Genomic DNA, 26,189 nt, shown 5'->3' on the forward strand with positions numbered 1-26,189 from the left:
AAAAAGTAAAAGAAACACCAATTCAAAATTTTTATGAACACAGTTATTACCGAACAATTGGTTTCGGAAAAGGAAAGTCTTTTCCCAAATCTGGAGAACTTATTTTGTGATATCAACATTCACGAATATCAAAATGTAATGCAAAAAGCACAGGAAAGTGTCATTGCATTTCTAGAAGACAACTGCCAACCTTTCAGCGGAGTTTCTCCAAAAGACTTGAGAAAACAATTTGAAAAAATTGATCTCAACAGTTATCCACAAAGTTATGAAGAGGTTTTCGAAGAAGTCAGAACGCTTTATACACAACACGCCATTGCTTTTCATCATCCAAAATATGTTGCCCACCTCAATTGTCCGGTAGTTATTCCGGCGGTTGCTGCGGAAATGTTAATAAGTTCGATCAACTCTTCTCTTGATACTTGGGATCAAAGTGCAGGTGGAACTTTAATGGAGCAAAAACTAATCGAATGGACCTGCAACGAAATCGGTTACGGAAAAAACTCAGATGGAATTTTTACAAGTGGAGGTTCTCAAAGTAACTTGATGGGAATGCTTTTGGCGAGAGATCATTATTCGATCAAACATTTTAATCACAACATTAAAAAAGACGGATTACCCAAAAACGCTCATCGTTTCAGGATCTTTGTTTCGGAAGCAGCCCATTTCAGTATTCAGAAAAGTGCTTCTATTTTAGGATTGGGCGAACAAGCCGTTATTAAAATTAAAACCGACCGGTCCTTTAAAATGAACAGTATTTTGTTGGAAGATGCCATTCAAAAAGAGATAGAAAACGGAAATATTCCTATCGCCGTAGTTGCAACAGCAGGAACCACAGATTTTGGAAACATTGATCCATTGGTGAATATTTCAGCCATTGCAAAAAAATACGGAATGTGGTTTCACGTAGATGCAGCTTATGGTTGCGGATTACTTTTAACCGAAAAATACCGCCATTTAATTAATGGAATTGAAAATGCAGATTCTGTAACCGTTGATTATCACAAATCCTTCTTTCAGCCTGTAAGCAGCAGCGGATTTTTGGTGAAAGACAGAAACTATTTTACATTAATTACCCATTATGCCGATTATTTGAATCCAAAAGATCACGATGAAAATGAAATTCCGAATCAGGTTAATAAATCGATTCAGACGACAAGAAGATTCGATGCGTTGAAACTTTGGTTTACTTTAAGAATTATCGGAAAAAAAGGTCTCGGAAATTATATTGAAAGAATTATTTCCACAGCAAAAGAAACCGCAATTCTTCTTGAAAATGATCCACATTTTGAATTGTTGAACCGTTCTGATATTTCGGCTTTGGTTTTCCGATATTCGGCAAATCCTTTCAAAACTTTTGATCTGAGCAGAATCAATACGTACATCAAATCACAACTTTATAAAAACGGAAACGCTCTCGTTGCAGGAACAAAAGTAAACGGACAGTTTTACTTAAAATTTACTATTCTCAATCCTTTAACAACGGTTGAAGACATCAAATCAATCTTAATCACAATAAAAAAATACGGAAATGAATACATTGAAGTTAACTAATCAACAATACGCAGAAAAGATCAATTACACGGCTCTCATCAATTGCTACATGAGAGAATTTACCAACTGGAGCCGTTATTTGGGAATCCCGAAATATGACATTGCCGTTGCTCAAAACATAAGAAAAACGCCAACAGATCTACACATCAGAATCGATTTTTCTTCGATAGGATGTGACGTTTATATTCCTGTTACTTATTTTTCTGAGACAGGAAGACATCTTTTTGATTTTCCGGTTTTGAGAAGAGTTTTAGAAACAGACGAAGTTTCAGAAATTGACATTTACGGTTTTATGACGCTTATCGCAGAATATTCAAGAGGAATTCACTCAGATATTGATGCTTCTACGGTTTTGAAAAGATTAAATAATAGTATTGAAAATCTTACGACTTATTTAGATCATTTAGTTGAAAATAATAAGTCGGTAAATGATTTGGAAATGTCATTCATCGAGGCTGAACAGTCACTCGTCTTAGGACATATTTTACATCCCGTTCCAAAATCGAAGCAAGGTTTTAACCAGGAAGATTTGTTGAAATATTCTCCGGAAACTTCAGGACAGTTTCAGTTGTTTTACTTTTTGATCAACCCTGAAAATGTGATTGAAAAAAATGCAGACGGAAAGTTAGTAACTAAAGAATTAGGTGAAAAAATATATCCGCTTTTAAATTCTGAACATAAAAAATTATGGGATGAGTTTCCGGATTATCAAATTGTTCCGATGCATCCTTGGGAAGCCGAATATTTGCTGGTTCAGGAAGATGTTCAGATCATGCAGGAGCAGGGAATTTTGTTTGCTTTAGGTCATTATGGAGAATTTTTCACTCCTACTTCATCGGTAAGAACAGTTTACAGCGAGAACAGTAAATGGATGTATAAATTTTCTCTTCACGTAAAAATTACTAACTCTGAAAGAATTAATCTTTACCCTGAACTTCATCGTGGTCACGACATTAGTCAGTTATTAAAAACAGATTGGGGGAAAAATCTACAAAAAGATTATCCTGAGATTGATTTTATGGTTGATCCAGCTTTTATTGCGGTAAAATTTAACGATAAAGTCATTAATGGTTTTAATATCAGCATAAGAAGAAATCCGTTTCAGGGTGAAGATAAAACTAAAAATGTAACCCTTTTGGCAGCTCTTTGTCAGGACGGAATCTTTGGTCAACCTTCAAGATTGCAAAATATTATTGTCAACACCGCAAGAAATCTTGATTTATCTGTAGAACAAGTCGCTTTAGATTGGTTCAAACAATATCTTCACATCTGTGTAAGACCGATTGTCGGGATTTTGAATAAATATGGTTTAGCATGTGAATTCCACCAGCAAAACGTAATGATAGAAATTGATAAGAAAGGTTTCCCAGCAAAAATTTATTTCAGAGACAACCAAGGATTTTTCTTTAGAGAAGGCAGAAAAGAATTGGTTTCAAATGCACTTCCGGGAATTGCCGATGAAAGCCAGTCGATTATTGATGAAGAATCTTTAGCTCCGAAATACACGTATTATTTGGTAACGAATAATATTTTAGGAGTGGTGAATGCTTTAGGTTGTAACCAATTAGCGGATGAAAGAAAACTGATCGATCTGGTTTATAAATCATTTAAAGAACTTGAAAATGAAGACGAAACAGGATTGGTAGATTACATCATCAACAAAAGAAGTTGGTACACGAAAGGAAATTTAATTACAAGTTTACAAAATATCAACGAAGCAGACGAAAATCTTGAATACCCAGCTGTTTTTCTTGATACACCAAACCCTTTAAACAAATATTTCTTTTCGAATAAATTAATCAAGCCTGAAACTAAAGAGGTCGTTTATTCAAGATATTTTGAAGAAGAAAATGTAAACATAAGCATTCGTCCTTTCGATATTGAAAATGATTTTGAAATGATTCACGAATGGTTCAATAGGGAACATGCAAAACCTTTCTGGAAAATGGATGGTCCGAAAAGAGATTTAGAACTTTGGTTCAGAACTATTCTTCCAAGTGACGAGCAACACAGTTTTATCGGTTACGTAAATGATGTTCCGCAATTCAGCTTTGAGCCTTATTGGCCGATGCGAGATGTTGTGGGAGCTTATTATGACGCTCATCCTACAGATTATGGAACGCACTTTTTTGTTGCGGAAACTCAGAAAGATAAAAAGTTTTCTTTCCAATCTTTTCAGGTTGCTTTAGATTATATTTTCATGCTTCCTGAAGTTGGGAAATGTATCGGTGAAGCTTCTGTTGACGCAGTTCCGACAGATAGAATTATTACAAAATTGGGCTACACTCGTGAAGGTGTGATTGAAATGCCTCATAAAACCGCTTACCTGACTTTCTGTACGCGTGAAGGATATTGGGAAAAATGCCCGGAAAGTAGACTGGAAGCGAAAAATGTATAAAATATAAACAGCTAGTTTGTTATTGACTACGTCGAATCTTCGATTTCTGAAAAGAATCTAAACAATATATTTAATTCGAGTTGAGATTCCTACGGAATGACAAATATTGCTTAATTAAAATTTCAACCATTAAGATTTTATTAAGATGTTAAGATTATTAAGAGATTTCTCCTTCGTCGAAATGACATGCGCACTGTCATTCTGAATGGAGCAAAGCGAAATGAAGAATCTAACTTAAATTCCTTAACTCCTTAATAGAAACTTAATGGTTCAATAAAATAATTTCAAAAAACAAAAACATTGGAAAACAACAAAATATACGACATCATCGGGATCGGAATTGGTCCTTTTAATCTTGGATTGGCAGCACTTTTAGAACCTGTGGAATCTATCGATTCACTTTTTTTAGATCAGGCAAAAGGCTTCGATTGGCATCCCGGTTTGATGCTTGACAATGCTACTTTACAAGTCCCTTTTATGGCAGATTTGGTGACGATGGCAGATCCGAAAAGCAAATATAGCTTTCTGAATTTCTTAAAGGAAACTGACCGTTTGTACAAATTTTTCATTAGAGAAGATTTCTTTATTTTAAGAAAAGAATACAATCTGTATTGTCAATGGGCAGCCAATCAATTGGAAAATTGCCTTTTCGGAAAAAAAGTTGAAAACATTACATTTGACGAAACTCAGAAAATTTATATCATTGAAGTTTTAGATTTAAAAAATAATGATGTCACAAAATATTATACAACCAAACTCTCTTTAGGAACAGGAACTCAGCCCAAGTTACCTGAATTTATGAAAGATAAAAACTATCCGAACGTTATTCATACTTCAGAATATTTGAATCACAAAGAAGAAATTTTAAATTCAAAATCGGTTTCTATTATCGGTTCCGGGCAAAGTGCTGCTGAAATTTTTCAGCATCTTCTTCCGGAAACAGATGATAATTTATTCATGAGTTGGTTTACAAGACCTGACCGTTTTTTCCCGATGGAATATTCGAAACTGACATTGGAATTGACTTCGCCGGAATATGTTGACCATTTTTATCAGATGCCTTCCAATCAGCGGAAAAATATTTTAGCGAAACAACATCCGCTTTACAAGGGAATTAATTTTGACCTCATCAACGATATTTTTGATACGATGTACGAAATGAGTGTTGGAAATGTTCCTCTACATGTAGAATTAAAACCAAGTTGCCAACTGGATAATATTTCTCCTGAAGGAAATTCTTATGTCTTAAATTTCACTCATATTCAGGATGAGGCCACTTTCACTCACAATTCAGATTATGTGATCTTGGCAACAGGATATACCTATAACGAACCGAAATTCTTGAAAGGAATCGAAAATCAAATTCAAAGAAACGAAGATGGTTTGTTTGATGTAAGTCGATATTACACCATCGATAATGAAGAAAACATTTTTGTACAAAATGCAGAGCTTCACACGCACGGTTTCGTCACTCCGGATTTGGGAATGTGTGCTTACAGAAATGCGATTATCATTAATTCTATCGCCGGAAAAGAAATTTATAAAGTTGAAAAACGCATTGCCTTTCAGCAATTCAATACATCGAAAGAATGGATCGCAAAACATTCATCTTAAAAGGTGACTTAAAAAAGGTCATGTGGGAAACTTCATGGCCTGCCGTTGCAGCGATCGTTTTATACGGGATCAATAATTTCCTGGACGCTATTTTCGTTGGATATTTAATTAATACAAAAGCTCTTGCTGCCGTAGGAATGGCTTTTCCGTTGTCGCAAATTGTTTTAGGGTTTGGAAGATTGGTAGGAATTGGCGCAGGTGCAGCAGTAAGTATTTGGATTGGCGAAAACAGACAGGATAAATTATATAAACTGTTTGGAAGCTTCAATTTTCTATGTATATTTTTCTCATTAATTTGTACAGTTCCGGCTTATATTTTTGCGAATGAACTGATGGCAATGATGGGTGCAAAAGGAGAGTTACAAGCTATTGCAGTTGAATATTTTCGAGTTACGCTGATTGGAACTATTTTCTGGATCTACGGTTTAGCTTTAAATATGTTAATTCGGGCAGAAGGAAAAATGAAAACCGCTGCTGTGATGATTGCAATCGGATTAGTCATCGATATTATTTTAAAACCAATTTTTATTTCAACTTTCGGGATGGGCGTTTCCGGCGCAGCTTGGGCAACCAATTGCGGAATGCTGATTTATTCGTTACTTGGATTTTATTATTACGCTAAAGGAAAAAGTTCTTTCAAGACCAATTGGAAATCGGTTTCTTATCATCCTGAAATTGGAAAAAGGATTTTAAAATTAGGACTTCCCGAAATGATTTTATCCGTAATGGGAGTTGTACAGAGTATTATTATTTTTAATGCGATTGCTTCTTACGGAACGGAAGATGACATTTCTTTCTTCACCGTTTTGAATCGGTTTTTCCTGTTTTTATTAACTCCTTTATTTGGATTGATGCGAGGTTTACAGCCTGTTGTAGGAATTAATTTCGGAGCCGGACAATTTGAAAGAGCAAGGCAATTTTTAAAAACCTATATTTTAGCAGGAGTTGCGATACTTTCGCCTTTCTTTTTGATGGCAATGATTTTTCCGGAACAATTAATCGGATTAATGCTTCCGGGATATATAGTAAACACAAGTCAGATTCAGGATTTCAGATTGTTTTTCTCTGTACTTCCGCTATTACCAATTACTGTTTTGGCACTATCCTATTATCCTGCAGTAAACGATAGTAAAAAAGCAAGTTTCCTTGTTTTTTTACGACAGTTGATTCTTTATATTCCATTAATGCTTATTCTTCCTTATTATTTTGGAGTGAAAAGTATTTATTGGGGAAGCGCTTTGATAGAAGTAATTGTGGGAGTGACTACGTTTATTATATTAAGGAAAGGTATTGCTAAACCAAAGATGCAACTTACGTAAAAACAAAAGTTGGGCAGAATTCTACGAATTCTGCCCAACTTTTTATTGATTTACATTTTTGATGGATAGGATTTTATCCTATCCTTTATTAAGTCGTCCCTTAGGGACTTCAATCAAAAACTATTTTTTAACCTCTCTTCTCTGTGCATCCAAAACTGCAACCGTTGCCAAGTTAACAATCTCATCAACACTTGAACGCATTTGTAAAACGTGAACCGGTTGTTTCAGTCCCATCAAGATTGGTCCGATTACTTGCGCAACCTTCATTCCTCTGATAATTTTGTAAGATAAGTTTGCAGATTCTAGATTCGGGAAGATGAATGTGTTTGCCGGAGTTGTTCCTAATTTTGAGAACGGATAATCACTTAAATGATCAGAGTTCATTGCAAAATCAGGCTGAATTTCTCCATCCACAATCATTTTCGGGAATTTCTCATGAAGAATATTTACTGCTTTCGCCACTTTTTTGGAAGTATCAGAAATGGCAGAAAAGTTTTCGAAACCTAACATTGCAATTCTCGGCTCGATAGCGAATGATTTCACGGTGTGTTCTGCCATCTTAGCAATATTCACCAAATCTTCAGCTGTAGGATTTTGGTTGATCGAAGTATCAGCGAAGAAAATAGGTTTCTTTTCAGATAAGATCATCATCATTGCAGCTACTTTATCAACCCCTTTATCTTTTTCGATAACTTCTAAAACAGGTCTTAAAGTAGAAACATAATTTTTAGAAAAACCAATAATCAATCCGTCTGTATCACCATGTTTTAGCATCAAAGGACCAAAATAATCTCTCTGGCGAACGTATCTTTTTGCCTTGTACTCGTTCATCCCTTTTCTCTGACGAAGTTTCCAAAGGGTTTCTCTGTATTTTTTTCTGTTTTCTTTCTGATCGTCGTCACTTGGATCGATAATCGGAACATCAATGTTGATTCCGAAACGTTCCATTTGCTCTTTCACATATTTTTTGTCTCCTAAAAGAATAGGATGAGCAATTCCTTCTTCATATAAAATCTGTGCAGCTTTCAGAACATTATATTCTTCAGCATTTCCTAAAGTGATTCTTTTCGGATTAGCTTTTGCACGGTTTTGCATCATTCTTACCAATTTCTCATCTCTTCCCATTCTGTCGAGAAGCTGAGTTTCGTATTCGTCAAAATCTGCAATAGTTTTTCTTGCAACTCCGCTTTCAATAGCTGCTTTTGCAACTGCGCTTGATACTTTGGTAATTAATCTGTTATCAAATGGTTTCGGAATAAAATATTCTCTACCAAACTGTAAATTCTTAACGTTATAAGCTAAAATTACGGCTTCAGGAACCGGTTCTTTAGCCAAATCAGCAATCGCATGAACTGCTGCCAATTTCATTTCTTCATTAATGCCTTTTGCCTGAACATCTAATGCACCACGGAAAATATATGGGAAACCAAGAACATTGTTTACCTGATTAGGATAATCACTTCTTCCCGTCGCCATGATAACGTCTTTTCTTGTAGAAAGCGCCAAATCGTAAGCAATTTCAGGATCCGGATTTGCCAATGCAAAAACGATTGGATTTTCGTTCATGCTGCTCAACATTTCTGGTGTCATCACATTTCCTTTAGACAAACCAATGAAAACATCTGAACCTTTTACTGCATCTTCTAAAGTTTCAAGATCTGTTTGAGCAATGAAATCTAATTTTTCAGGAGTAAGATTTTCTCTTTTATGGTTGATAACACCTTTACTGTCGCACATCAATACATTTTCTCTTTTTAAACCAAGAGAAATATAAAGATTGGTACAAGCAATTGCTGCAGCTCCTGCTCCATTTACCACCATTTTCACTTCTTCGATATTCTTATTGGCAATCTGAAGAGAGTTGATCAATGCTGCTGCAGAAATAATCGCCGTTCCGTGCTGATCATCGTGCATCAACGGAATATCTAATTCTTCTTTTAATTTTTGCTCTATATAAAAAGCTTCCGGAGCTTTGATATCTTCAAGGTTGATTCCTCCAAAAGTTGGAGCAATTCCTTTTACAATCTGGATAAATTTATCCGGATCTTTTTCGTCGATTTCAATATCAAAAACGTTGATGTCTGCAAAAATCTTAAACAAAAGACCTTTTCCTTCCATTACCGGTTTTGAAGCTTCAGCTCCAATGTCTCCCAAACCAAGAACTGCTGTTCCGTTTGAAATAACCGCCACCAAATTTCCTTTTCCTGTATAATCATAAACCGTTTCCGGATTTTTTTCAATTTCCAGACAAGGAATAGCCACTCCCGGAGAATATGCCAAAGACAAATCTCTCTGCGATGAGTGTGGCTTTGAAGGAATTACCTCAATCTTTCCTTTGGGTTCTGCTTTATGATAATCTAACGCTGCCTGACTAAAGTTTTTTTCGTCGCGGTGAGTTTTACTTGACATATAATTTTCTGTTTTTTAAAGTATGTATTTAATGTGGTAATCAACCAAGCTTTCGATTGGTTTCTGTACAATGTGCCCCACATTCAAATTGAGTTCTGACGCTGCAGAACGTAAAATATTTTCGTAATAATAAGCAATAGAGCCGATAAAATTGATCTCGGCATCCTGAGATTCTTCATACGGAAGAACCTGATAATCGAAAAAGTTTTTCATCTCTTCCAAAACCATTTCCTGGAAGTAAGGATGATCTTTTCTTTCGACAACAAATTTATTGAAATTGGCTAAGTATGCATTGGGTCTGGTTGTATGATACATGTTTTTCAATGCTTCATCAATCGTTAATCCATACATTTCTTTGAACTCAAGATGTAAATCCTGAGGAAGTTTCTGCATAAAGAATCTGCGCACCAACTGTTTTCCGATGGCGCTTCCGCTTCCTTCGTCACCCATAAGATAACCTAATGAAGGAAGTTTTATCTTTAAATTTTCTCCGTCAAAATAACATGAGTTCGAACCCGTTCCCAAAATACAGACAATTGTTGGTTTCCCGTTATAAGCTGCATAAGCTGCTGCATACAAATCTTCTTTTACAATAATCTCTGCATTGGTAAAAACCTTTCCTACTTCTTCTTCTATTGTCTGGCAATTTTTTCTAACGCCACAACCAGAACCGTAGAAAAAGATTTTGGTAATTGAATTTTTTACAGATAATAAGCTGTTATTTTTTTCAATTTCGGGTACAATAAGCTCTTTGCTGATAAAATTGGGGTTGAAACCAATGGTTTCGGTCTTTAAGAAAACATTTTTGAAGTCATCCAAGATTACCCAGTCAGATTTAGTAGAACCACTATCAACAATAGCAACCATATTTCTAATTTTAAGGGGCTAAATTATGAATTTATCTTTAATTAGCCCTCAAAAACAGACACAGATACTTCCATTTATGATTAAGTTCAGTTTTTGATTTCGCTTTTATTTTGGTTATACTGTATTAGCCAGTCTTCTATCTCTTCTTCAAGATAAGTAGCCTGCATTACCATCGCGTTGATAAAATCGTCGGGTACAGGATCGCCATTAGAATTTTCAAGATTCCAAAGATCATCCGACATATTTTCGTACTCTGAGTACACCCTTTTGAAGCGGGTATTTTCTTTTTCCAAAACTTCAATATTTTTTTGTTGAAGCTGAAATTTTCTGTATTTGTTTTGAGATTTCATACAAATATTTAGGTTAAAGTAGTTCGTAAAACTTGTGTAAATTCTTTTCATCATGCATTACAAGATAGAAAGACCATCAACAGAAAAAGTTGAAAATGAATTTTTTATCAGGTACAGTTTCTTTTGTTCTGAAAATTAAAATTAGAAATTATTTTAACACGAAAAAAAAAATTAACAACTTTTTTCACTGTTTAACATATAGTTATAAATTTGCGTATTATTAAAATAGATGAGAGCATTACTACTACGCCACAAACAGGTATTATTATTTATTATTGCAGGCGGCCTCAGTGCGATTGTGGAAATCGGGAGTTTCAAAATCTTCAGTACCTATCTTCCACAAGCCATTTCTCAGGAACAAAATTTTCACGGAATTCATTATCCGTTAAGTAATATCTTATCGACAAGCTGCGGAATTTTATTTAATTATTTTCTGAGCATCTGGTTTGTTTTTGAGCGTGGAAAGCATTCTAAACGAAAAGAATTTGCTTACTTTATGGTAGTTTCTTTTATTTCGACCATTTTAAGTTTAAGTTTCTTCCAAATCTTTTATAGTTTTATATTTAAAGATAATATTGATTTAATTTTTTATACCTTGAGTCCGGAAATGACGAGTAAGATTGCTGCTATTTTATTGGTTTCTATTCTTAATTATTCTGTAAAGAAAAAAGTAATATTTAACGGTTGATTTGTGACTACAATTTTAAATTACCTCTGGAGATTCTGGCTGATTATATTGGCATTTGTTCTGACTATTATTCTGGGATTACCGGTATACATTCTGTCTTTAAAGAAAAGCACATTCAAATATGCTCATGTTTTAATAAGAATTTGGTGCTACGGAATGTTTTTCGGAATGGGTTTACGATATAAACTCATTAATCTTACCGATAAAAAAATCGACAAAAACACACAATACGTTATCATTTCAAACCATACTTCGATTATGGATATTATGCTCCCCTGCATTTTGTTTCCCAATCATCAGCTTTGTTATGTTGGAAAAAAAGAATTAGAAAAAATTCCGATTTTCGGAACCATCTACAAAAGAATCTGCGTAATGGTTGACCGAAGCAGCGCCAGAAGCCGTGCCGATGTCTACAGAAGATGTGCTGAAAAAATGGAGGAAGGCAACAGTATTGTTCTTTTTCCTGAAGGTGGAGTTCCCGATGACACCTCAATTGTTTTAGATGAATTTAAAGATGGAGCTTTTACACTTTCTTCGAAACACCACTCTCCTATTGCCGTTTTTACTTTTATAGGTTTGAAGGAAATGTTTCCATTTGATAACTCTAAAGGCTATCCCGGAAAAGTAAAAGTATTTTTCAACGATATTCTGGAACCAACAAACTCTCCAAGAGATTTAAAACTGTCAGCTTTTGAGACAATAAAAAAAACATTAACAGAACACAGTTAATCACATAAAAAATATATATTTGTTATTAAGAATCTATTTTTAACAAATATGTCAAAAACAACTACTCAACCTACTAATTACCCCGCACTTTATACACTGATTTTAGTGTTTTTCTTTTGGGGTTTTATTGCAGCAGGAAACAGCATTTTTATTCCTTTCTGTAAAAATTATTTCTCACTCGATCAGTTCCAGTCGCAGCTTATCGATTTTGCGTTCTATACTGCATACTTTTTGGGAGCATTATTGCTTTTCATATTTAGTACAATCAAAGGTATAGATATCATTGGTAAATGGGGCTACAAAAAAAGTATTGTTTACGGTCTCCTCCTCTCCGCAATTGGAGCAGCTATTATGATCGTTGCGGTGAAAGCAAATGTTTACTACGGAATGCTAATCGGATTATTCGTTGTAGCACTGGGTTTTTCTATTCAGCAGACTGCAGCCAATCCTTTCGCTGTTTTGTTGGGAGATCCTAAAACAGGAACAAGCCGACAGAATCTTGCAGGTGGAGTCAACTCTTTTGGTACATCAATCGGACCTATCATTGTAGGTTTAGCTCTTTTCGGAACTACTGCAACGGTAGATGATGATCAGATTAAACATTTAGCTTTAGACAAAGTAATTTTATTGTATACCGCTGTTGGAGCATTGTTTTTAATTGCTGCCGGAATTTTTCATTTTTCTAAAAAATTACCTGCCGGAATTTCTACAGAACCCATGGAAAAAGCAGGCAAAGCAAGAAAGAATCTGATTGCAATGACTGTTTTAGTAATCCTTTGTTTCATCCCTGTATTTGCAAGTTATAATTCTGATGCTGCTAAAAAGATAGAAACTTTTAATGAGGAAATTACTGTTTTAGAAAACAGCAAAAAATCTGAAACCAATGTTGCTACGATAGAAAATATCCAACAAAACATTGACACTAAAAAAGCTGAATTGCTGGAAGTAAAACATCCTTTAGAAAAAACAAGAATGTACTATTTAGGTGGTGCTTTATTAGCCGTAGTTCTATGTCTTGTTTATGCAAATACAAGCTCTAAGAAAAATCCGGAAGGATGGGGAGCTATGAAATATCCACAACTTGTTTTGGGAATGCTTGCCATTCTTGCTTATGTAGGAGTGGAAGTAGCCATTGGTAGTAATTTGGGTGAACTTTTAAGTTTACCGGAATTTGGAGGACATCAGTCTTCAGATTTAGCACCTTATATTTCGATGTATTGGGGAAGTTTAATGATCGGAAGATGGACCGGTGCAATTACTGTTTTCAACCTTAACAAACAACAACAGATGATTGCCACTATTGTAGTTCCATTTGTTGCCTTTTTGGTGATTATAGGAATTAATGTTATTGCACAGAAAGATATGTCTAATCTGTATTTTTATGCAATCTGTATCGTTATTCAGGTGATATTATTCTTGGTGAGTAAAAATAAACCGGCTTTAACGCTTATTATTTTTGGTCTTTTTGGTGTTATTGCAATGATTGTAGGTTTAATGACCACCGGAAATTTTGCTATTTACGCTTTCTTATCTGGAGGTCTTGCTTGTAGCATTATGTGGCCATCAATTTTTACTTTGGCGATTACAGGATTAGGAAAATATACCGCTCAAGGTTCTGCATTTTTGGTAATGATGATTTTGGGAGGTGGAATTATCCCTCCATTACAAGGAAAACTTTCTGATATTATCGGAATTCACAGCTCTTATATAATCCCGGTACTTTGCTTTGCTTATATTACCCTATTTGCTTATCTTGCAAAGAAGACCTTAAGCAAACAAGGAATTGATGTTGACGTTTTAGAATCTGAAGGTGCACATTAATACTACAAAAACATATAAAAAAAAGAGATTTTGGGCGGGTATTTTACTTGCCCAATTTCTTTTGTTCTATACTTTTTCAAAACTGCAAATTGTGGTTTCTTTTTTTGAAAAAGTATTTGAATTTCAGAAAAAAATCCATCAGCTATTATTCGCATGGATTCCTTTTTCATTTGGAGATGTACTGTATATTTTATTGGGAATTTTATTGATTTATTTAATCATCAAACTCTTTAAAAAGAAAACAAGAAGCAATGCTGTATTTAAAATATTAATTGTTTTAAATATTACTTATTTCACTTATCAGGTATTTTGGGGAATGCTTTATTTTCAGACACCGATTATCGCAAAACTTCCAAAAACAGAAGTTACACTGGAAGTAAGAAAAGCATTGGCATTAGAATATCTTGAAAAATCGAAAGCAACCAGAAAGCTCGTTAAAGAAGATAAAAACGGAGTTTTTGTCATTAAAGATTTAAATGCAATTCAACAAGAAATATTAGATCGACAAAAAACGCTTCCTAATTTTATAAGTCAAAAAGAAAGCACTACAACCAATTCATTTAAATCCAGTTTATTTGGAAAAACAATGAGTTTTACAGGTATTTTAGGGTATTACAATCCTTTCACTGCAGAAGCTCAATTCAACGCTGAATTGCCATCTTCTTATCTTCCATTCACTCTTTCTCATGAAAGTTCTCATCAATTGGGATTTGCAAGAGAACAGGAAGCAAATTTTGTAGGTTATCTGATTGGTGTACATTCAAAAAATCCTGAGCTCAGATACAGCACGGAATATTTTACTTTAAAGAGCTTATTAAATTCTATCGTTAATGAAGATGAAAAGTTTGTAAAAACGGCTTTAGAAAACTATTCTGAAGGAATGAAGAGAGACCGATTGAATGAAAGGAAATTTATAGCAGAACATCAAGGCTATCTGAATGACTTTTTTGGGTTTACCAATAATCTTTTTCTTAAAAGCAATCAGCAGGAAGGCGCGATTACTTATTCTTATTTCATTGACCTTTTAGTACACTACAAAAGCATCTTTACTCCATAAAAAAAGAATCGTATCAGGCGATACGATTCTAAAAACACAAATGATGAAAAAAAATTTATTACCTTGACTTGTTCCCTCATTCAAGGCACTGTAAAAGTACGATTTTTTTTTAAAATTCAAAATATCACCCCACATTTTATTTAAGTTTTATGAAAATTTTATGATTTGAAACTTCTTAAATTTTATTTCTCTCACAATTATGATTTACATATACATCATGTACAATCGATTACAAAAGTATTTTAATAAAAAAAGTTTAAAAAAAATAAAAAATAATTTAAAAACAAGTAAATAATATTAACGTTTAAATTTTAACTATTTTTCACATAATTCTGTGTTCTTCAATAATGAATTATATTAAAAAAAGATACTAAAGTTAACTTTTCCTGAATCTATGTTTCCAAAAGAAACATAATTATCACCCAAAACATATATCATGTAGAAAAAAGGAAAAGAATCTTCTAAAAATTTCACATAAAAAAGACCTAAATTACTTTAGGTCTAATGGAATATGGCATCGTAAATTTTAATTTTCAATAACAGATTGAAATCAGTCTATTATTAAATTTTGTAAATTATTAATAATTATACAGTTACCAATATTATCTATTTTTCAATTATTTTTTAATGAATTTAATTGCTTTTTCCTCTCCCTTTAATTTCAAAATATATTGACCTTTCACAAGCTCGTTTACCACAATTTCGCCTGATTTCATTTCACCTGATTTTACCACTTGTCCTACAGCATTATAAATAACAAAATTAGAATTATCAGCGCCATCTAAATGAATAACATCAGTAGCAGGGTTTGGATATAATGTAACCGATTTAGTTTTTACAATATCACTCGTTCCTAATGATGCAGCAGGAAGTACAAGACTTTGCGCATAAGTGAATGGATTTGCATTAGTACCAGTTTTTTCCTCCTTAAATACAATTACACTTCGGTTATTAAAAGGTTTTAGAACAGTAACATAGCTTTTAGGCCTAGATAAAGTAGCCATTGGAATATATTGTTGAGGCCATGCAAAGTTTCCATTATCATCCAGCAAAACAGCATTTAAAGACGTTGAAATCGGTGCAGAACCATTTATTTTCTCTACTACAAAATAAGGTTTTCCATCAACTAAATGTAAGTCACTTGTGTGCATCATAAAGTCAGCTGATATAGGAAAAACCTGCTTTGCGTTGTTAGTAAAAAGCCTGTTACCAGTAACTTTATCAAACTTCTGTACATATTCTCCCCCACTTCCTTGTGAAGTTCCTGTATAGTTTGCAATTGCCCATATATTTTGTGAACCAGGAGCAAAAGCCACTTTTATATTTTTCTCAAAGTTTGTTTGGTTTGTATCAAAATCTACTCCATTTACTCCCCAAGGTAAACTACCATCTGAGTTTACTCTCTGCAAATATGAATCGAATCGGTTATTTTGTCCGCTTGTATAGCCGTAGTAAACATTGTTGCCATCTGAAAACCCAGAGTAAAAACCATTTGATACTGTCGTTTGTGTTGTTATTTGAGTAGGTCCGTCTGACCATTGAATATTTCCATTAGAATCTAACTTCTGAGCAAATAAATAACTAATCTGAGACGTAGCCAATTTGTGGAAAATAATTTCTATTTCATTATTTGCCAACTCATAAATATCAGCAGGAGAAGTTCTTTTGGCAGGGTCATTAGAAACGATGTTCACAGGATTTGCCCAAACAGGCTGCCCTGCAGGATTATATCTCTGTACCATCATGTGTAATTGGCTATTAGGACTATGACCAACAACAATATCACCATTCGACAATGGGCGAATTACAGGAAGAAAACCCTGCCCTATGTTGATCCCATTTGGCCAGACTGAAGTACCTTGCGGATTAATTTTAAATAAATAAATAAATAGGATTTCCAGATGTCGTTCCGCTCACTCCTATGTAAACGTTATTAGCTGAATCTACTGCTGTTTTTTCAAATACAGTATAGGTTGCCATAGGAATTGTATTACTTAGCATAATACCATTAGCTCCTAATTGCTTATTACCATTTTCATCTAAAATCTGAAGCCATAGCTCGTAATTTGCCGGAGCTGCTACTTGCTTCCAATATCCGATAAATGTTCTTCCATCATTAGTTATTGTAGAAAATGATGCACCGTTTCCGGAATCAGCTATAAATAAATTTTGGTCTGTATTAGGATTCCATTGTGCAGATGCTGCAGAAATCATGAATCCTGTACATAATAATGTAATTAATTTTTTCATATCCTCTATTATTTCTTGTCTGGAACAAAGGAATAAAGTATTCTGAAAGTACAATTAAAAAACATTACATAGTTACCACCTATACACTAAAAACTGTCCACATACACACCACACACCAAAACGTAAACAATTGAAAAACAAAAACTTAAAAATCATCAAGATATTTAGACAAATCCTCTTTTGTATTGGTAAGATCTAATTTTTTCCGAAGTCTTGTCCGTGAATTCTCTATAGTTTTAGGAGTAACATTCAATAAATTTGAAATTTCTTTAGTAGATAATCGAAGTTTCAACATTGCCGCCAACCTTTTATCGTAATTGGTAAGACTCGGATGTCTCTGTTCTAAATTTTTATAAAAAGATTCATGAATTTGCAGGAAGTGATATTCAAAATCTTCCCAGGTATTTGGTTTTACACTTATTTTAATTTCATTAATAATTTCTGAAATTTCTTCTGCATGCTGATATTTTGTTTTGAGAGCATTTACCTTTTCCAGAATAGATTTAAAGATAGAATCTACTTTTTGCTGCTCCATTGATTGGTAAACAAGGAGCTTTTCTTTCATATGATTATCAAATTCCAATTCTTTTTCTCTCGCTTCAATCAGTTTTTTCTCAAGATTCAGTGCTTCTGTTTTATTTCTATAGTTTATTGTATATAAAATACAGATAACAACGATTAATAGAAAAACCACCAATATGACAATGTAAATCAGATTTCTTTTTTCTTGCTTTAAGCTGTTTAATTTTTGTTTTAATTCATATTCATGCTGAGCTTTTATTCGCTCTACATTTACCGCTTTCTCCTCGATATTCAGCATATCTCGTATAGAGTCATATTTTTTAAAGGTATGAGCCGCATTTTTGTAATCATCATTTAGAAGATAAGCATTGTACAGATTATCCAAGTATCTGATATTGCTAAAATCTACAGAGTTTTTTTGAGTAAAATCACCAGTTTTTTGAGCGTAAAGTAGTGCTTTTACTGGATCTCGACGATTAATATAGAAGCTTGCAAGATTATAATTTACACTATAATTGACTTCTGGGCTTTTGATATTATTTTTTGCTAAAATATTTTCTGCTTCAAGCAAATAGTCCTCAGATTGGGTGTATTGTTTTTTGCTAAAGAAGAGCTTACCAAGATTTGACGTCACAAACGCTTTTAAACTAGGATTATCATAATCTTTAAAAATAACCTCGCATTTTTGAAAATAATATTGAGAAGAATCGTATTTTGACATTGCGAAATAAGCATTTCCCAAATTATTCAAACCTTTGATCATCCCCTCTTTATCATTTTTCTTTTGATAGAAGCCTAATGTTATTTTATAGTACTTTATAGCTCTTTGTGGATCATTGAGCTGTGCATAAATGAAAGCGAAAAAACTATTAACCTTTGCCAGTTTCCCAAGATCATTTTTTTCAGTAAATACATTATGAGCTTGAGTACAATATTCTAATGCCTCATCAAAATGATTGATATCAATATAAATCTGGATAGCTTTAAGGTAAAAATCCTCCAAATCTTTTTCGGAAACAACTTTTTCTGCCTTTTGAATAAATTGGGTGGTCTTTTCTACGTCTTTATATTTTGTTGCATTTGCAGAATCTATGAAAGCTGCATACTGATTTCTATCTTGCGCAACACAAAAATTGATAAGATTAAAAAATATAAAAACAAAAAATAACTTTCTTTTCATCATTTATTATAAAAATAATCCCAATTGGGACTGAAATAACTAATTCTTATCTAAATTTATAAAATATTTTTTAATCAAAGTCACAAATTGTAGGTTAAAAAAAATTAAGAATATGATCTTCATATTTAATCATATATACCTTCTTCTCTTACTGGCCTATTAAGCAGAATTTATATTCAAAAAAACAGAGTACGGAAATCTTCTGAGCTATGAAGTTATCAACTACCTTCGAGTATTATTTACGGATTGTGCACAAATAAAAAACCGCAATCAATGATTGCGGTTTTTTATTGTAGCGAAGACGGGAATTGAACCCGTGACCTCAGGGTTATGAATCCTGCGCTCTAACCAACTGAGCTACCTCGCCGTTTTGGTGGTGCAAATATAGAAAATATTTACTAACCTCCAAAATTATTTTAGCTTAAAATATTCTAAAACATCACCAACATGATTGGGCTTACTGATAATCTTATTGTTAGCATCCAAAATAAAATACGTTGGTGTTGCATGAATATTATAAATTTCAGCAAAAGAACTGTTCCATCCTCTCAATTCTGAATCATTGATCCAAGGAAATGCAGCAATTTTAGTTGTATAAGCATTTTTATCAGTATCCAGCGACATTCCGATTATCTGAATATTTTTTGCTTGTAAATCTTTGTATTTAGTTAAAAGCTGTGGCAATTCATTTTCACAATGTGAGCATGTTGAAGACCAAAAAACAATCACTTTTTTATCAGCTTTTACATCGGCAATCGACTTAGCATTGGTATTTACAGCAGAATGAAATTTATAAGCCGGAAAAACAGCTCCAATATCTGTAGCTGCATTAGATTTTAAGGTTGAAGCCAAACGGTCATTAATCGTACATTTTAAACCTTTTGCCAATGCAAGATATTTCGTTTTAAAATCATTCATGTCATACACATCAAAGATATCAATCAGCTCAGAAAGCACAGTTTGCCCTCTTGGTGTTTCAACATTTAATTTATTAATCAAAGTATCTACAGAAGCATTGACATTGGTGTTTCCACCCACATTAAGATAAGACACAAGAATTGGACGTAAAAGAGACGAGCTCTCCAACATATCGCTTGATTTGTCTATAAAATTGACAATCTCTTCCTGGGTAACTTTTTTTGCAGGGTTATTGGAAAGGAATTTATTATAATTGGTATTATAATAATAAACAAACGGATGCTTCGTCTGATCGATACTACTTGCTCCTGAGAGTTTACCCATCTCACTGATTAATGCTTTCCCAAACTCTGTATTATCTTTATAATATTCTTTAATCTGAACTAATGCAGGAAGAATGATTTCTTTTTTCTGAGAAGATTCCTGAATAGCATTCATCAGTTCATTCGATTCATCCTGATAAATTACATTCTGTATTTTATTTGCTTTTGTCTCAAGTTGAATGTTAATATTTTTGTTTTCAGAAATAAAACTCACAGAATTATTGGTATTAGGAAAATACACTTTCATCATTCCAGAATAATTTTTTGGATATTTGAAAGTCCAGACATTTCCTTTACTTTTTTCTTTGGTAACAATAATATCTTTAGAACCGTTTAATGTATACAAAACAGCTTCTTGCTCATTAAAATCCGGTTGCGACTGAATATTTACAGAAAACTGCGCTTTAATAGAAAATGCCAACAGCATTCCTGATAATACAAGTATCTTTTTCATAATGTAAAAATAAAAAAACTCTCCGACTAATCAGAGAGTTTCAAATATTTTAATATAATTTTTATATTTTTTGAGTTTTGTATTTTTTTGCAAAATAAGCAATCCCAATAATTGCAACAATTGCTAATACATACACATACATATCTATTGGCGAAGTAGCTTGAGCACCAAAACCATTCCCTTCAACTTGTGGGTCGGGAGGATTATTGGGTCCTACTATTGGTTCCGAACTTTGAGCAAACATAGATATGTAAGAGACAAACAATGCTATTAGTATAATTAATTTGTTTTTCATAAATATGTTTTTATCTCATTATTTTTGTGTTATACACTTGCCCGTTATCAGCTTTAATGGTAATCAAATAACCATTATTTATCTGTTTAGGAATATTTAAAGTATGATTAGATGCCGTATTAACTCTTTTTTCAGAATTAATTAATTTACCACTCATATCGTAAATGATAATATCAGCATTTTTCCAGGATTTATCAAATATAACTACAAAATTGTTTGAAGATTTTTCATAGGTCACAATTGTACTACTCTTTTTCGTCAAATCTGAAGTTCCTAAAACAGTTTCAGGTTCTGGCTCTCCATAATATAGACCTGCGACAGATACTGATCCTGCATTTATAACCTGATCCTGAGACAGCATTACATTGTTTCCATTAATTTTTATCCAAAAGCTTTCACCTGCGCTTAATGCAGATTGGTTTGTCGGAATTAATGCTGCATTCTCTCTAATCTCAAATTTTAATTTACTTATCGTACTCGAATTAAGTTTTAATGGTATTTTTTTATGTAAAAAGTTTACCTCATTAGCTTCATTAATATACAAATTATATTGAGAGGCATAAGTAGGATCTTCACCTCCTGTAATATACTCTTCATTCGTATAAATAGCACCGCTTGCAGGTGTATTATTACTATTATACCCTAAATTAGCCTGTAAAGTGGCAGCCGAACTATAGCCGGTTGTAGCACCATCATGAACAACATAATAAGTTCTATAAATTTCTTTATCTTGATTATCCAAAGCAATAACGCCTAACTGTTTAACAGTTGATGAAGGATTGTTTTTTGCCGCAGTCACAGAGTAAGAAGTGCTTGCTGTTCTTGCGGTAGATGCAAATCGTCTTAGAGTATTAAAATTTAAAGTTCTTGAATATAAACCCGGATTAGCTGTTTCAAAAGCAGGATTCAACTTTATATATACAGTACCCATTGGTTTTATTATCAACTTATCTACATCTCCAGCCGAAGCTACAGATCCTGAAGAAGTATTACTAAAAGTCACTGTATTCTCAAGTTGTGTACTAGTACCCGTTGTTGAAGAATAACTTATTCCAGTCTGAGAATATCTTACTCCTTGAACTGGCAGAACATTACCGTCTTTTACAGTTCCTGTTTCCAAAAGCTCAGTTCCAATTCTGCTTAAATCTAGATTGGTTAAGTAAGGATTTCCGTATTGATAAAGCTCTTTACCATAAGTATCTGTCCATCTTGTATCAAATGGATCATTTAAATATGTATTATATCTTTCACCAAAAACATTTATATATTGCCCTGAAGAACCATAATTTAATGAATTACCACCAGGTTTACCTCCGTTTGTTAAACTTACAGCATTTGTAGAAGTAGAAGTATCAGAATATGGTATCCCTTTTAAAGTAAGCACTGCCGAACCTGCTGGATTAGGAACCCATCCAGTAGTTCCCACTGCAAAATATGTTGTAGGCCCATATAACGCTGTTGAATTCCCCGGATCTGTTGATGTAGAAGGATTTACCACTCTCATAACAGTATTGGTATTATCCCAATACGCTAAAGCTGTTGTAGTCCTGTTATTCGTGAAGTTAGAACCTTTCAATAAATTTTGAGAAAAAGATAGAACTGTCTTATTAGAAAAAGGCAATGCCATTTGCTGAAAACTGCCTTGATTAGCGTCCTTATATTCTTTGTCTACAATAGCAGTAATTCTGTCTTGGGATATATTGCTTATATACAATTGACCATATGTGGAATTTACATAACCTGCTGTTGAGGGATCATTTAATCGTAAAATAATATTTGCACCATCCGTTCTAGGTCCAGGAGTTACATTTGTATCAATTGTCCTAAAAACATCAGTACCATTTCCACCTACAATCATCATATTCCCATGAAGGTCAATGTTGCCATCACCTCTGGTCTGTACTCCTCCACCGTTATACACGAGGGTTCCGTTACTCACATACATTTTAGCCGTATTGTCTACATGTAGTAGAACTGTCTGCGCCTGAACAGACAAACCAATCGATAAAACACCGAGTGTTAATAAATTTTTTTTCATTGTATCTATAGTTTTTGTGTTAGTACTATATTTAGTACAAAGATATAATTTTTTTCTAAAAAAAAATTAAAATCACTTAATAATCAAAATATTATCTTTTGTGAGTACAATTTCATCATGCTCTCCCACCGTAAACATATAGTCTTCTAGGACTTTTTCTGTAGTTCCACGTAAGCCTCTAGCGCCCAAACCCTTCTCCATAGTTTCGTCAACAATCATTTCTATAGCTTCGTCCGTGAATACTAATTTCGTTCCGTCCATCTTAAAAAGTTCCACAAATTGGTTGATAATAGAATTTTTTGGTTCTTTCATGATTCTTATCATCGTCTCTTTAGTTAACTTTTCGAGGTAAGTAATAATTGGAAATCTTCCTAAAAGTTCAGGAATTAATCCGAATGAACGAAGATCGATTGCATTAATATTTGTTAAAACATATTCATCTTCTTCTACTTTATTGATCTTCTCAGCACTAAAACCAATCGCCTGCTTATTCATTCTTCTTTCAATGATTTCTTTAATTCCATCAAAAGCACCACCTGCGATAAATAATATATTTTGAGTATTTACCTGAATATATTTTTGATCAGGATGTTTTCTTCCTCCTTGTGGCGGAACATTCACAATACTTCCTTCAAGAAGCTTTAATAAACCTTGCTGTACTCCTTCCCCAGAAACATCTCTTGTTATACTCGGATTATCAGATTTTCTGGCTATTTTATCAATTTCATCAATAAAAACAATTCCTTTTTCTGCTTTTTCTACATCGTAGTCTGCAACCATCAAAAGTCTTGAAAGAATACTTTCAACATCTTCACCTACATACCCTGCTTCGGTTAAAATCGTTGCATCTACAATACAAAAAGGAACATTCAGCTCTTTAGCAATAGTTTTTGCCAAAAGTGTTTTTCCTGTTCCTGTTTCACCAATCATGATGATGTTTGATTTCTCAAGCTCTACTTCTCTGTTTTCGTCTTTTGCATGCAGCAATCTTTTATAATGATTATATACTGCAATTGAAAGTTGTTTTTTTGCCTGATCTTGTCCGATCACGTATTGATTTAGAAATTCTTTAATTTCTTTTGGCTTTTTAAGTTCGTCAATAGACTCAGCCGGTGAAAATCCCGCTGGTGAAACCGTATCTTTTACAATTGAATGCGCCTGCTCAATGCAGTTTTCACAAATAAAACCATTCTGCCCAGAAATCAGCATTTGTACTTCATTTCTTTTCTTACCACAGAAAGAACATTGGTTTGAATTCATCTCTATATAAAGTATATTATTAAAGAAAATCGTAAAAAATTTCTTTTTTACGACCTTCTATTATTGTTAAGAATTAATTATTGAATTTTGAATTTCGGAATATTCTTCCGCAGAAAGTTTCAGTCTTTCGTTTCTGAAATTCATATCCTCCATTTTATTCAATGGAATCAAATGAATATGAGCATGAGGAACTTCTAGCCCCACAACTGCAACACCCACTCTTATACAAGGGATTGCATTTTTCACTTTTTTGGCAACTGTTTGTGCAAAAGCCCAAAGATTTTTGTACTCTTCGCTTTCCATATCAAAAATAAGATCTACTTCTTTTTTAGGAATAACCAAAGTGTGACCTTTTACCAAAGGCATTGCATCTAAGAATGCTACGAAGTTTTCATCTTCTGCAATTTTATAGGCAGAAATTTCTCCGTTGATGATTTTTGTGAAAATTGAACTCATATTTAAAATTTAAATTCAGTTTACAAAGTTATGTCTAAAACCTGAAAAGACAATTTATTACCGTTTGGAAGAACAATCTCTGCAGTTTCGCCCACTACTTTACCTAGTAAACCTTTTGCAATAGGTGTGTTTACAGAAATCTTTCCAGACTTCAAGTCACTTTCATTATCGGGAACCAAAGTGAAAACCTGCTCTTTTTTCGTATCGTTATTCAAAAGTTTTATTGTTGTAAGAATTGACACTTTAGAAGTATCCAATTGAGTTTCATCAATTATTTTAGAAGTAGTCACAACATCTTTCAGTTTAGAAATTCTCATTTCCAACATTCCTTGTGCCTCTTTGGCTGCATCATATTCTGCATTTTCAGACAAGTCGCCTTTATCTCTTGCTTCTGCAATCTGTTGAGTGATTTTTGGTCTCTCAATTTTTTCCAATTGTTCAAGCTCGGCTTTCATTTTATCTAAACCTTCCTTGGTTACATAGCTTGCCATAATATTTTATTTTAGTTTTAGTATAAAAAAAATTATCCGACATTTGCCGGACAATGTTTTTGTTTATTAATCGTTATTGTTTTACAAATATATAAAAATTTATATTCAAATGAAAAAAACTTTTTCAACCCTTACAATTCTCACCTTTCTGATATTCAGTTTTTTAAATATAAATTCTTGCAGCAACCGTGAAGATACCGTAAGTTGTTTTCCTAATTCTACAATCAATGTAAACTTAAATCTGAACCTTGCTGCTTATAACAATCTTAATTTTGTGGGACAGCCAATTTACATCGACGAACAGCAATCTGGAACAAGAGGATTAATTGTTGTGAGAACCGTCGACAATCCGGCTACGTTTAAAGTTTATGATAGAAATGCACCTCATCTTTGTCCTGATACCAACACTACTTTAGAAATAAAAAACGGCACCAGTATTTTTTGCCCAAAAGATAATGCAACATGGATTCTAATAACCGGACAGCCAACTGCTGTAGCCAATCTTCCTCCTAAAACTTATTTTTGGAACTATGACGCCGCAACAAAAAATTTAAGTTTATATAATTAATGAAAGCAGTAATACAAAGAGTTTCTGAAGCCTCTGTAAAAGTAGACGGAAATGTTGTTGGAAAAATAAACACCGGCTTTATGCTTTTGATCGGGATAGACGAAAACGATGAAAAGACAGATGCTGACTGGCTTGTACAGAAAATATTAAACCTTAGAATTTTTGGTGACGAAAACGACAAACTCAATTTATCTATTAAAGATATTAATGGAGAGATTTTGTGCATCAGTCAATTTACTTTAATTGCTGATTACAAAAAAGGGAATCGCCCATCATTTATAAAAGCAGCAAAACCTGATAAAGCCATTCCTCTTTTCGAGTATTTTAAGGAAGAACTTTCCAAATCAGATTTACGAATTGAAAGTGGAATTTTCGGAGCAGATATGAAAGTTTCGTTAACGAACGATGGTCCTGTAACGATTGTAATGGACAGTCTTACAAAACAATAACGATTTTTAGCCGTATATAATCGTCTCTTACTAATGGATTCACATGATCCAATAGAGGAGGTCTATAAAATTCGCAATAAAACCGTAGATAAACCCATAAAAACACCCGTATAAATACGGATTGTTTAAAAATTAACATTAAAACTTATTTTTTTTTGAATTCATAGTATTTTTTTTATTTA

General features: G+C 33.3%; 22 protein-coding genes and 1 tRNA gene. 10 read left to right on the plus strand and 13 right to left on the minus strand.

Features of this window, described 5'->3' with window-relative positions; all coding sequences use genetic code 11:
- The first annotated feature begins 33 nt into the window (after window positions 1-33).
- The 4 genes from BUR17_RS18185 to BUR17_RS18200 all read left to right on the plus strand — a co-directional run bounded on the left by BUR17_RS18185 (window position 34) and on the right by BUR17_RS18200 (window position 6,882).
- Window positions 34-1,551, plus strand: a complete 1,518-nt coding sequence (locus BUR17_RS18185; protein WP_074231932.1) for a pyridoxal phosphate-dependent decarboxylase family protein — start codon at window positions 34-36, stop codon at window positions 1,549-1,551.
- On the plus strand, window positions 1,529-3,949 hold the full coding sequence (locus BUR17_RS18190; RefSeq protein ID WP_074231933.1) for a GNAT family N-acetyltransferase: 2,421 nt from the start codon (window positions 1,529-1,531) through the stop codon (window positions 3,947-3,949). Before BUR17_RS18185 ends, BUR17_RS18190 begins: the two co-directional genes overlap by 23 nt.
- 300 nt (window positions 3,950-4,249) lie before the next feature.
- Entirely contained in the window at window positions 4,250-5,563 is a 1,314-nt protein-coding gene (locus tag BUR17_RS18195) for a lysine N(6)-hydroxylase/L-ornithine N(5)-oxygenase family protein (protein ID WP_074231934.1), read from the plus strand.
- Complete coding sequence (locus BUR17_RS18200; RefSeq protein ID WP_074231935.1) at window positions 5,539-6,882, plus strand: MATE family efflux transporter; 1,344 nt, start codon at window positions 5,539-5,541, stop codon at window positions 6,880-6,882. Before BUR17_RS18195 ends, BUR17_RS18200 begins: the two co-directional genes overlap by 25 nt.
- A 120-nt stretch (window positions 6,883-7,002) precedes the next feature.
- On the opposite strand, the gene BUR17_RS18205 is transcribed toward BUR17_RS18200, so the two are convergent.
- From BUR17_RS18205 to BUR17_RS18215, 3 genes are all read right to left on the minus strand, one after another.
- Window positions 7,003-9,291 (minus strand): NADP-dependent malic enzyme, encoded by a 2,289-nt coding sequence (locus BUR17_RS18205; protein ID WP_074231936.1) that lies wholly within the window; start codon window positions 9,289-9,291, stop codon window positions 7,003-7,005.
- A gap of 15 nt (window positions 9,292-9,306) precedes the next feature.
- Window positions 9,307-10,158, minus strand: coding sequence for an ATPase (locus BUR17_RS18210; RefSeq protein ID WP_074231937.1), 852 nt, complete (start codon window positions 10,156-10,158; stop codon window positions 9,307-9,309).
- 86 nt (window positions 10,159-10,244) lie between these two features.
- The gene (locus tag BUR17_RS18215) at window positions 10,245-10,508 is read right to left on the minus strand and encodes a hypothetical protein (RefSeq protein ID WP_074231938.1); all 264 of its coding nucleotides are present in this window, start codon (window positions 10,506-10,508) and stop codon (window positions 10,245-10,247) included.
- A 229-nt stretch (window positions 10,509-10,737) separates the two neighbouring features.
- Between BUR17_RS18215 and BUR17_RS18220 the strand changes: the two genes are divergently transcribed.
- The 4 genes from BUR17_RS18220 to BUR17_RS18235 all read left to right on the plus strand — a co-directional run bounded on the left by BUR17_RS18220 (window position 10,738) and on the right by BUR17_RS18235 (window position 14,803).
- Complete coding sequence (locus BUR17_RS18220; protein WP_074231939.1) at window positions 10,738-11,196, plus strand: GtrA family protein; 459 nt, start codon at window positions 10,738-10,740, stop codon at window positions 11,194-11,196.
- A gap of 3 nt (window positions 11,197-11,199) precedes the next feature.
- Window positions 11,200-11,925, plus strand: coding sequence for a lysophospholipid acyltransferase family protein (locus tag BUR17_RS18225; RefSeq protein ID WP_084550778.1), 726 nt, complete (start codon window positions 11,200-11,202; stop codon window positions 11,923-11,925).
- Between the two features lie 48 nt (window positions 11,926-11,973).
- Window positions 11,974-13,746 carry an MFS transporter gene (locus tag BUR17_RS18230; RefSeq protein ID WP_074231940.1) on the plus strand — a complete coding sequence of 591 codons (1,773 nt, stop codon included), beginning with the start codon at window positions 11,974-11,976 and terminating at the stop codon, window positions 13,744-13,746.
- Between the two features lie 91 nt (window positions 13,747-13,837).
- Window positions 13,838-14,803 carry a DUF3810 domain-containing protein gene (locus tag BUR17_RS18235; RefSeq protein WP_228418849.1) on the plus strand — a complete coding sequence of 322 codons (966 nt, stop codon included), beginning with the start codon at window positions 13,838-13,840 and terminating at the stop codon, window positions 14,801-14,803.
- 617 nt (window positions 14,804-15,420) lie between these two features.
- On the opposite strand, the gene BUR17_RS18240 is transcribed toward BUR17_RS18235, so the two are convergent.
- From BUR17_RS18240 to greA, 10 genes are all read right to left on the minus strand, one after another.
- A complete protein-coding gene (locus BUR17_RS18240; protein WP_074231941.1) occupies window positions 15,421-16,548 on the minus strand; it encodes a T9SS type A sorting domain-containing protein in 1,128 nt (375 codons plus the stop codon).
- 127 nt (window positions 16,549-16,675) lie between these two features.
- On the minus strand, window positions 16,676-17,053 hold the full coding sequence (locus tag BUR17_RS18245) for a hypothetical protein (RefSeq protein WP_074231942.1): 378 nt from the start codon (window positions 17,051-17,053) through the stop codon (window positions 16,676-16,678).
- Window positions 17,054-17,198: 145 nt separating this feature from the next.
- Window positions 17,199-18,755: a hypothetical protein gene (locus BUR17_RS18250; RefSeq protein ID WP_143747620.1), complete on the minus strand. Its 1,557-nt coding sequence runs from the start codon at window positions 18,753-18,755 to the stop codon at window positions 17,199-17,201.
- Between the two features lie 293 nt (window positions 18,756-19,048).
- Window positions 19,049-19,122, minus strand: a tRNA-Met gene (locus tag BUR17_RS18255).
- 44 nt (window positions 19,123-19,166) lie between these two features.
- A complete protein-coding gene (locus tag BUR17_RS18260) occupies window positions 19,167-20,450 on the minus strand; it encodes a peroxiredoxin family protein (RefSeq protein ID WP_074231944.1) in 1,284 nt (427 codons plus the stop codon).
- 61 nt (window positions 20,451-20,511) lie between these two features.
- Window positions 20,512-20,745, minus strand: coding sequence for a hypothetical protein (locus tag BUR17_RS18265; RefSeq protein WP_074231945.1), 234 nt, complete (start codon window positions 20,743-20,745; stop codon window positions 20,512-20,514).
- Between the two features lie 10 nt (window positions 20,746-20,755).
- On the minus strand, window positions 20,756-22,783 hold the full coding sequence (locus tag BUR17_RS18270) for a T9SS type A sorting domain-containing protein (protein ID WP_074231946.1): 2,028 nt from the start codon (window positions 22,781-22,783) through the stop codon (window positions 20,756-20,758).
- Between the two features lie 72 nt (window positions 22,784-22,855).
- Window positions 22,856-24,043, minus strand: coding sequence for an ATP-dependent Clp protease ATP-binding subunit ClpX (gene clpX / locus BUR17_RS18275; protein WP_074231947.1), 1,188 nt, complete (start codon window positions 24,041-24,043; stop codon window positions 22,856-22,858).
- Window positions 24,044-24,109: 66 nt separating this feature from the next.
- Window positions 24,110-24,499, minus strand: a complete 390-nt coding sequence (locus BUR17_RS18280; protein WP_074231948.1) for an HIT family protein — start codon at window positions 24,497-24,499, stop codon at window positions 24,110-24,112.
- Between the two features lie 20 nt (window positions 24,500-24,519).
- Window positions 24,520-24,990: a transcription elongation factor GreA gene (greA, locus tag BUR17_RS18285; RefSeq protein WP_074231949.1), complete on the minus strand. Its 471-nt coding sequence runs from the start codon at window positions 24,988-24,990 to the stop codon at window positions 24,520-24,522.
- Window positions 24,991-25,099: 109 nt separating this feature from the next.
- Here greA and BUR17_RS18290 point away from each other — a divergent pair, with 109 nt between their 5' ends.
- Together BUR17_RS18290 and dtd are read left to right on the plus strand one after the other, a co-directional pair.
- Window positions 25,100-25,558: a hypothetical protein gene (locus BUR17_RS18290; protein ID WP_074232156.1), complete on the plus strand. Its 459-nt coding sequence runs from the start codon at window positions 25,100-25,102 to the stop codon at window positions 25,556-25,558.
- The gene (gene dtd, locus BUR17_RS18295) at window positions 25,558-26,007 is read left to right on the plus strand and encodes a D-aminoacyl-tRNA deacylase (RefSeq protein WP_074231950.1); all 450 of its coding nucleotides are present in this window, start codon (window positions 25,558-25,560) and stop codon (window positions 26,005-26,007) included. Before BUR17_RS18290 ends, dtd begins: the two co-directional genes overlap by 1 nt.
- The last annotated feature ends 182 nt before the right edge of the window (window positions 26,008-26,189 follow it).

The sequence above is a fragment of the Chryseobacterium scophthalmum genome (assembly GCF_900143185.1).
GTDB lineage: Bacteria > Bacteroidota > Bacteroidia > Flavobacteriales > Weeksellaceae > Chryseobacterium > Chryseobacterium scophthalmum.

Bases quoted from the DNA above. Each gene is read 5' to 3' on its own strand.
- BUR17_RS18290 (WP_074232156.1), top strand. From the start codon at position 25,100: ATGAAAAAAACTTTTTCAACCCTTACAATTCTCACCTTTCTGATATTC.
- BUR17_RS18260 (WP_074231944.1), bottom strand. From the start codon at position 20,450: ATGAAAAAGATACTTGTATTATCAGGAATGCTGTTGGCATTTTCTATT.
- BUR17_RS18205 (WP_074231936.1), bottom strand. From the start codon at position 9,291: ATGTCAAGTAAAACTCACCGCGACGAAAAAAACTTTAGTCAGGCAGCG.
- BUR17_RS18265 (WP_074231945.1), bottom strand. From the start codon at position 20,745: ATGAAAAACAAATTAATTATACTAATAGCATTGTTTGTCTCTTACATA.
- dtd (WP_074231950.1), top strand. From the start codon at position 25,558: ATGAAAGCAGTAATACAAAGAGTTTCTGAAGCCTCTGTAAAAGTAGAC.
- BUR17_RS18280 (WP_074231948.1), bottom strand. From the start codon at position 24,499: ATGAGTTCAATTTTCACAAAAATCATCAACGGAGAAATTTCTGCCTAT.
- BUR17_RS18190 (WP_074231933.1), top strand. From the start codon at position 1,529: ATGAATACATTGAAGTTAACTAATCAACAATACGCAGAAAAGATCAAT.
- BUR17_RS18240 (WP_074231941.1), bottom strand. From the start codon at position 16,548: ATGATGGTACAGAGATATAATCCTGCAGGGCAGCCTGTTTGGGCAAAT.
- BUR17_RS18245 (WP_074231942.1), bottom strand. From the start codon at position 17,053: ATGAAAAAATTAATTACATTATTATGTACAGGATTCATGATTTCTGCA.
- BUR17_RS18210 (WP_074231937.1), bottom strand. From the start codon at position 10,158: ATGGTTGCTATTGTTGATAGTGGTTCTACTAAATCTGACTGGGTAATC.
- BUR17_RS18200 (WP_074231935.1), top strand. From the start codon at position 5,539: ATGGATCGCAAAACATTCATCTTAAAAGGTGACTTAAAAAAGGTCATG.
- clpX (WP_074231947.1), bottom strand. From the start codon at position 24,043: ATGAATTCAAACCAATGTTCTTTCTGTGGTAAGAAAAGAAATGAAGTA.
- BUR17_RS18270 (WP_074231946.1), bottom strand. From the start codon at position 22,783: ATGAAAAAAAATTTATTAACACTCGGTGTTTTATCGATTGGTTTGTCT.
- BUR17_RS18215 (WP_074231938.1), bottom strand. From the start codon at position 10,508: ATGAAATCTCAAAACAAATACAGAAAATTTCAGCTTCAACAAAAAAAT.
- BUR17_RS18220 (WP_074231939.1), top strand. From the start codon at position 10,738: ATGAGAGCATTACTACTACGCCACAAACAGGTATTATTATTTATTATT.
- BUR17_RS18250 (WP_143747620.1), bottom strand. From the start codon at position 18,755: ATGAAAAGAAAGTTATTTTTTGTTTTTATATTTTTTAATCTTATCAAT.
- BUR17_RS18230 (WP_074231940.1), top strand. From the start codon at position 11,974: ATGTCAAAAACAACTACTCAACCTACTAATTACCCCGCACTTTATACA.
- BUR17_RS18185 (WP_074231932.1), top strand. From the start codon at position 34: ATGAACACAGTTATTACCGAACAATTGGTTTCGGAAAAGGAAAGTCTT.
- greA (WP_074231949.1), bottom strand. From the start codon at position 24,990: ATGGCAAGCTATGTAACCAAGGAAGGTTTAGATAAAATGAAAGCCGAG.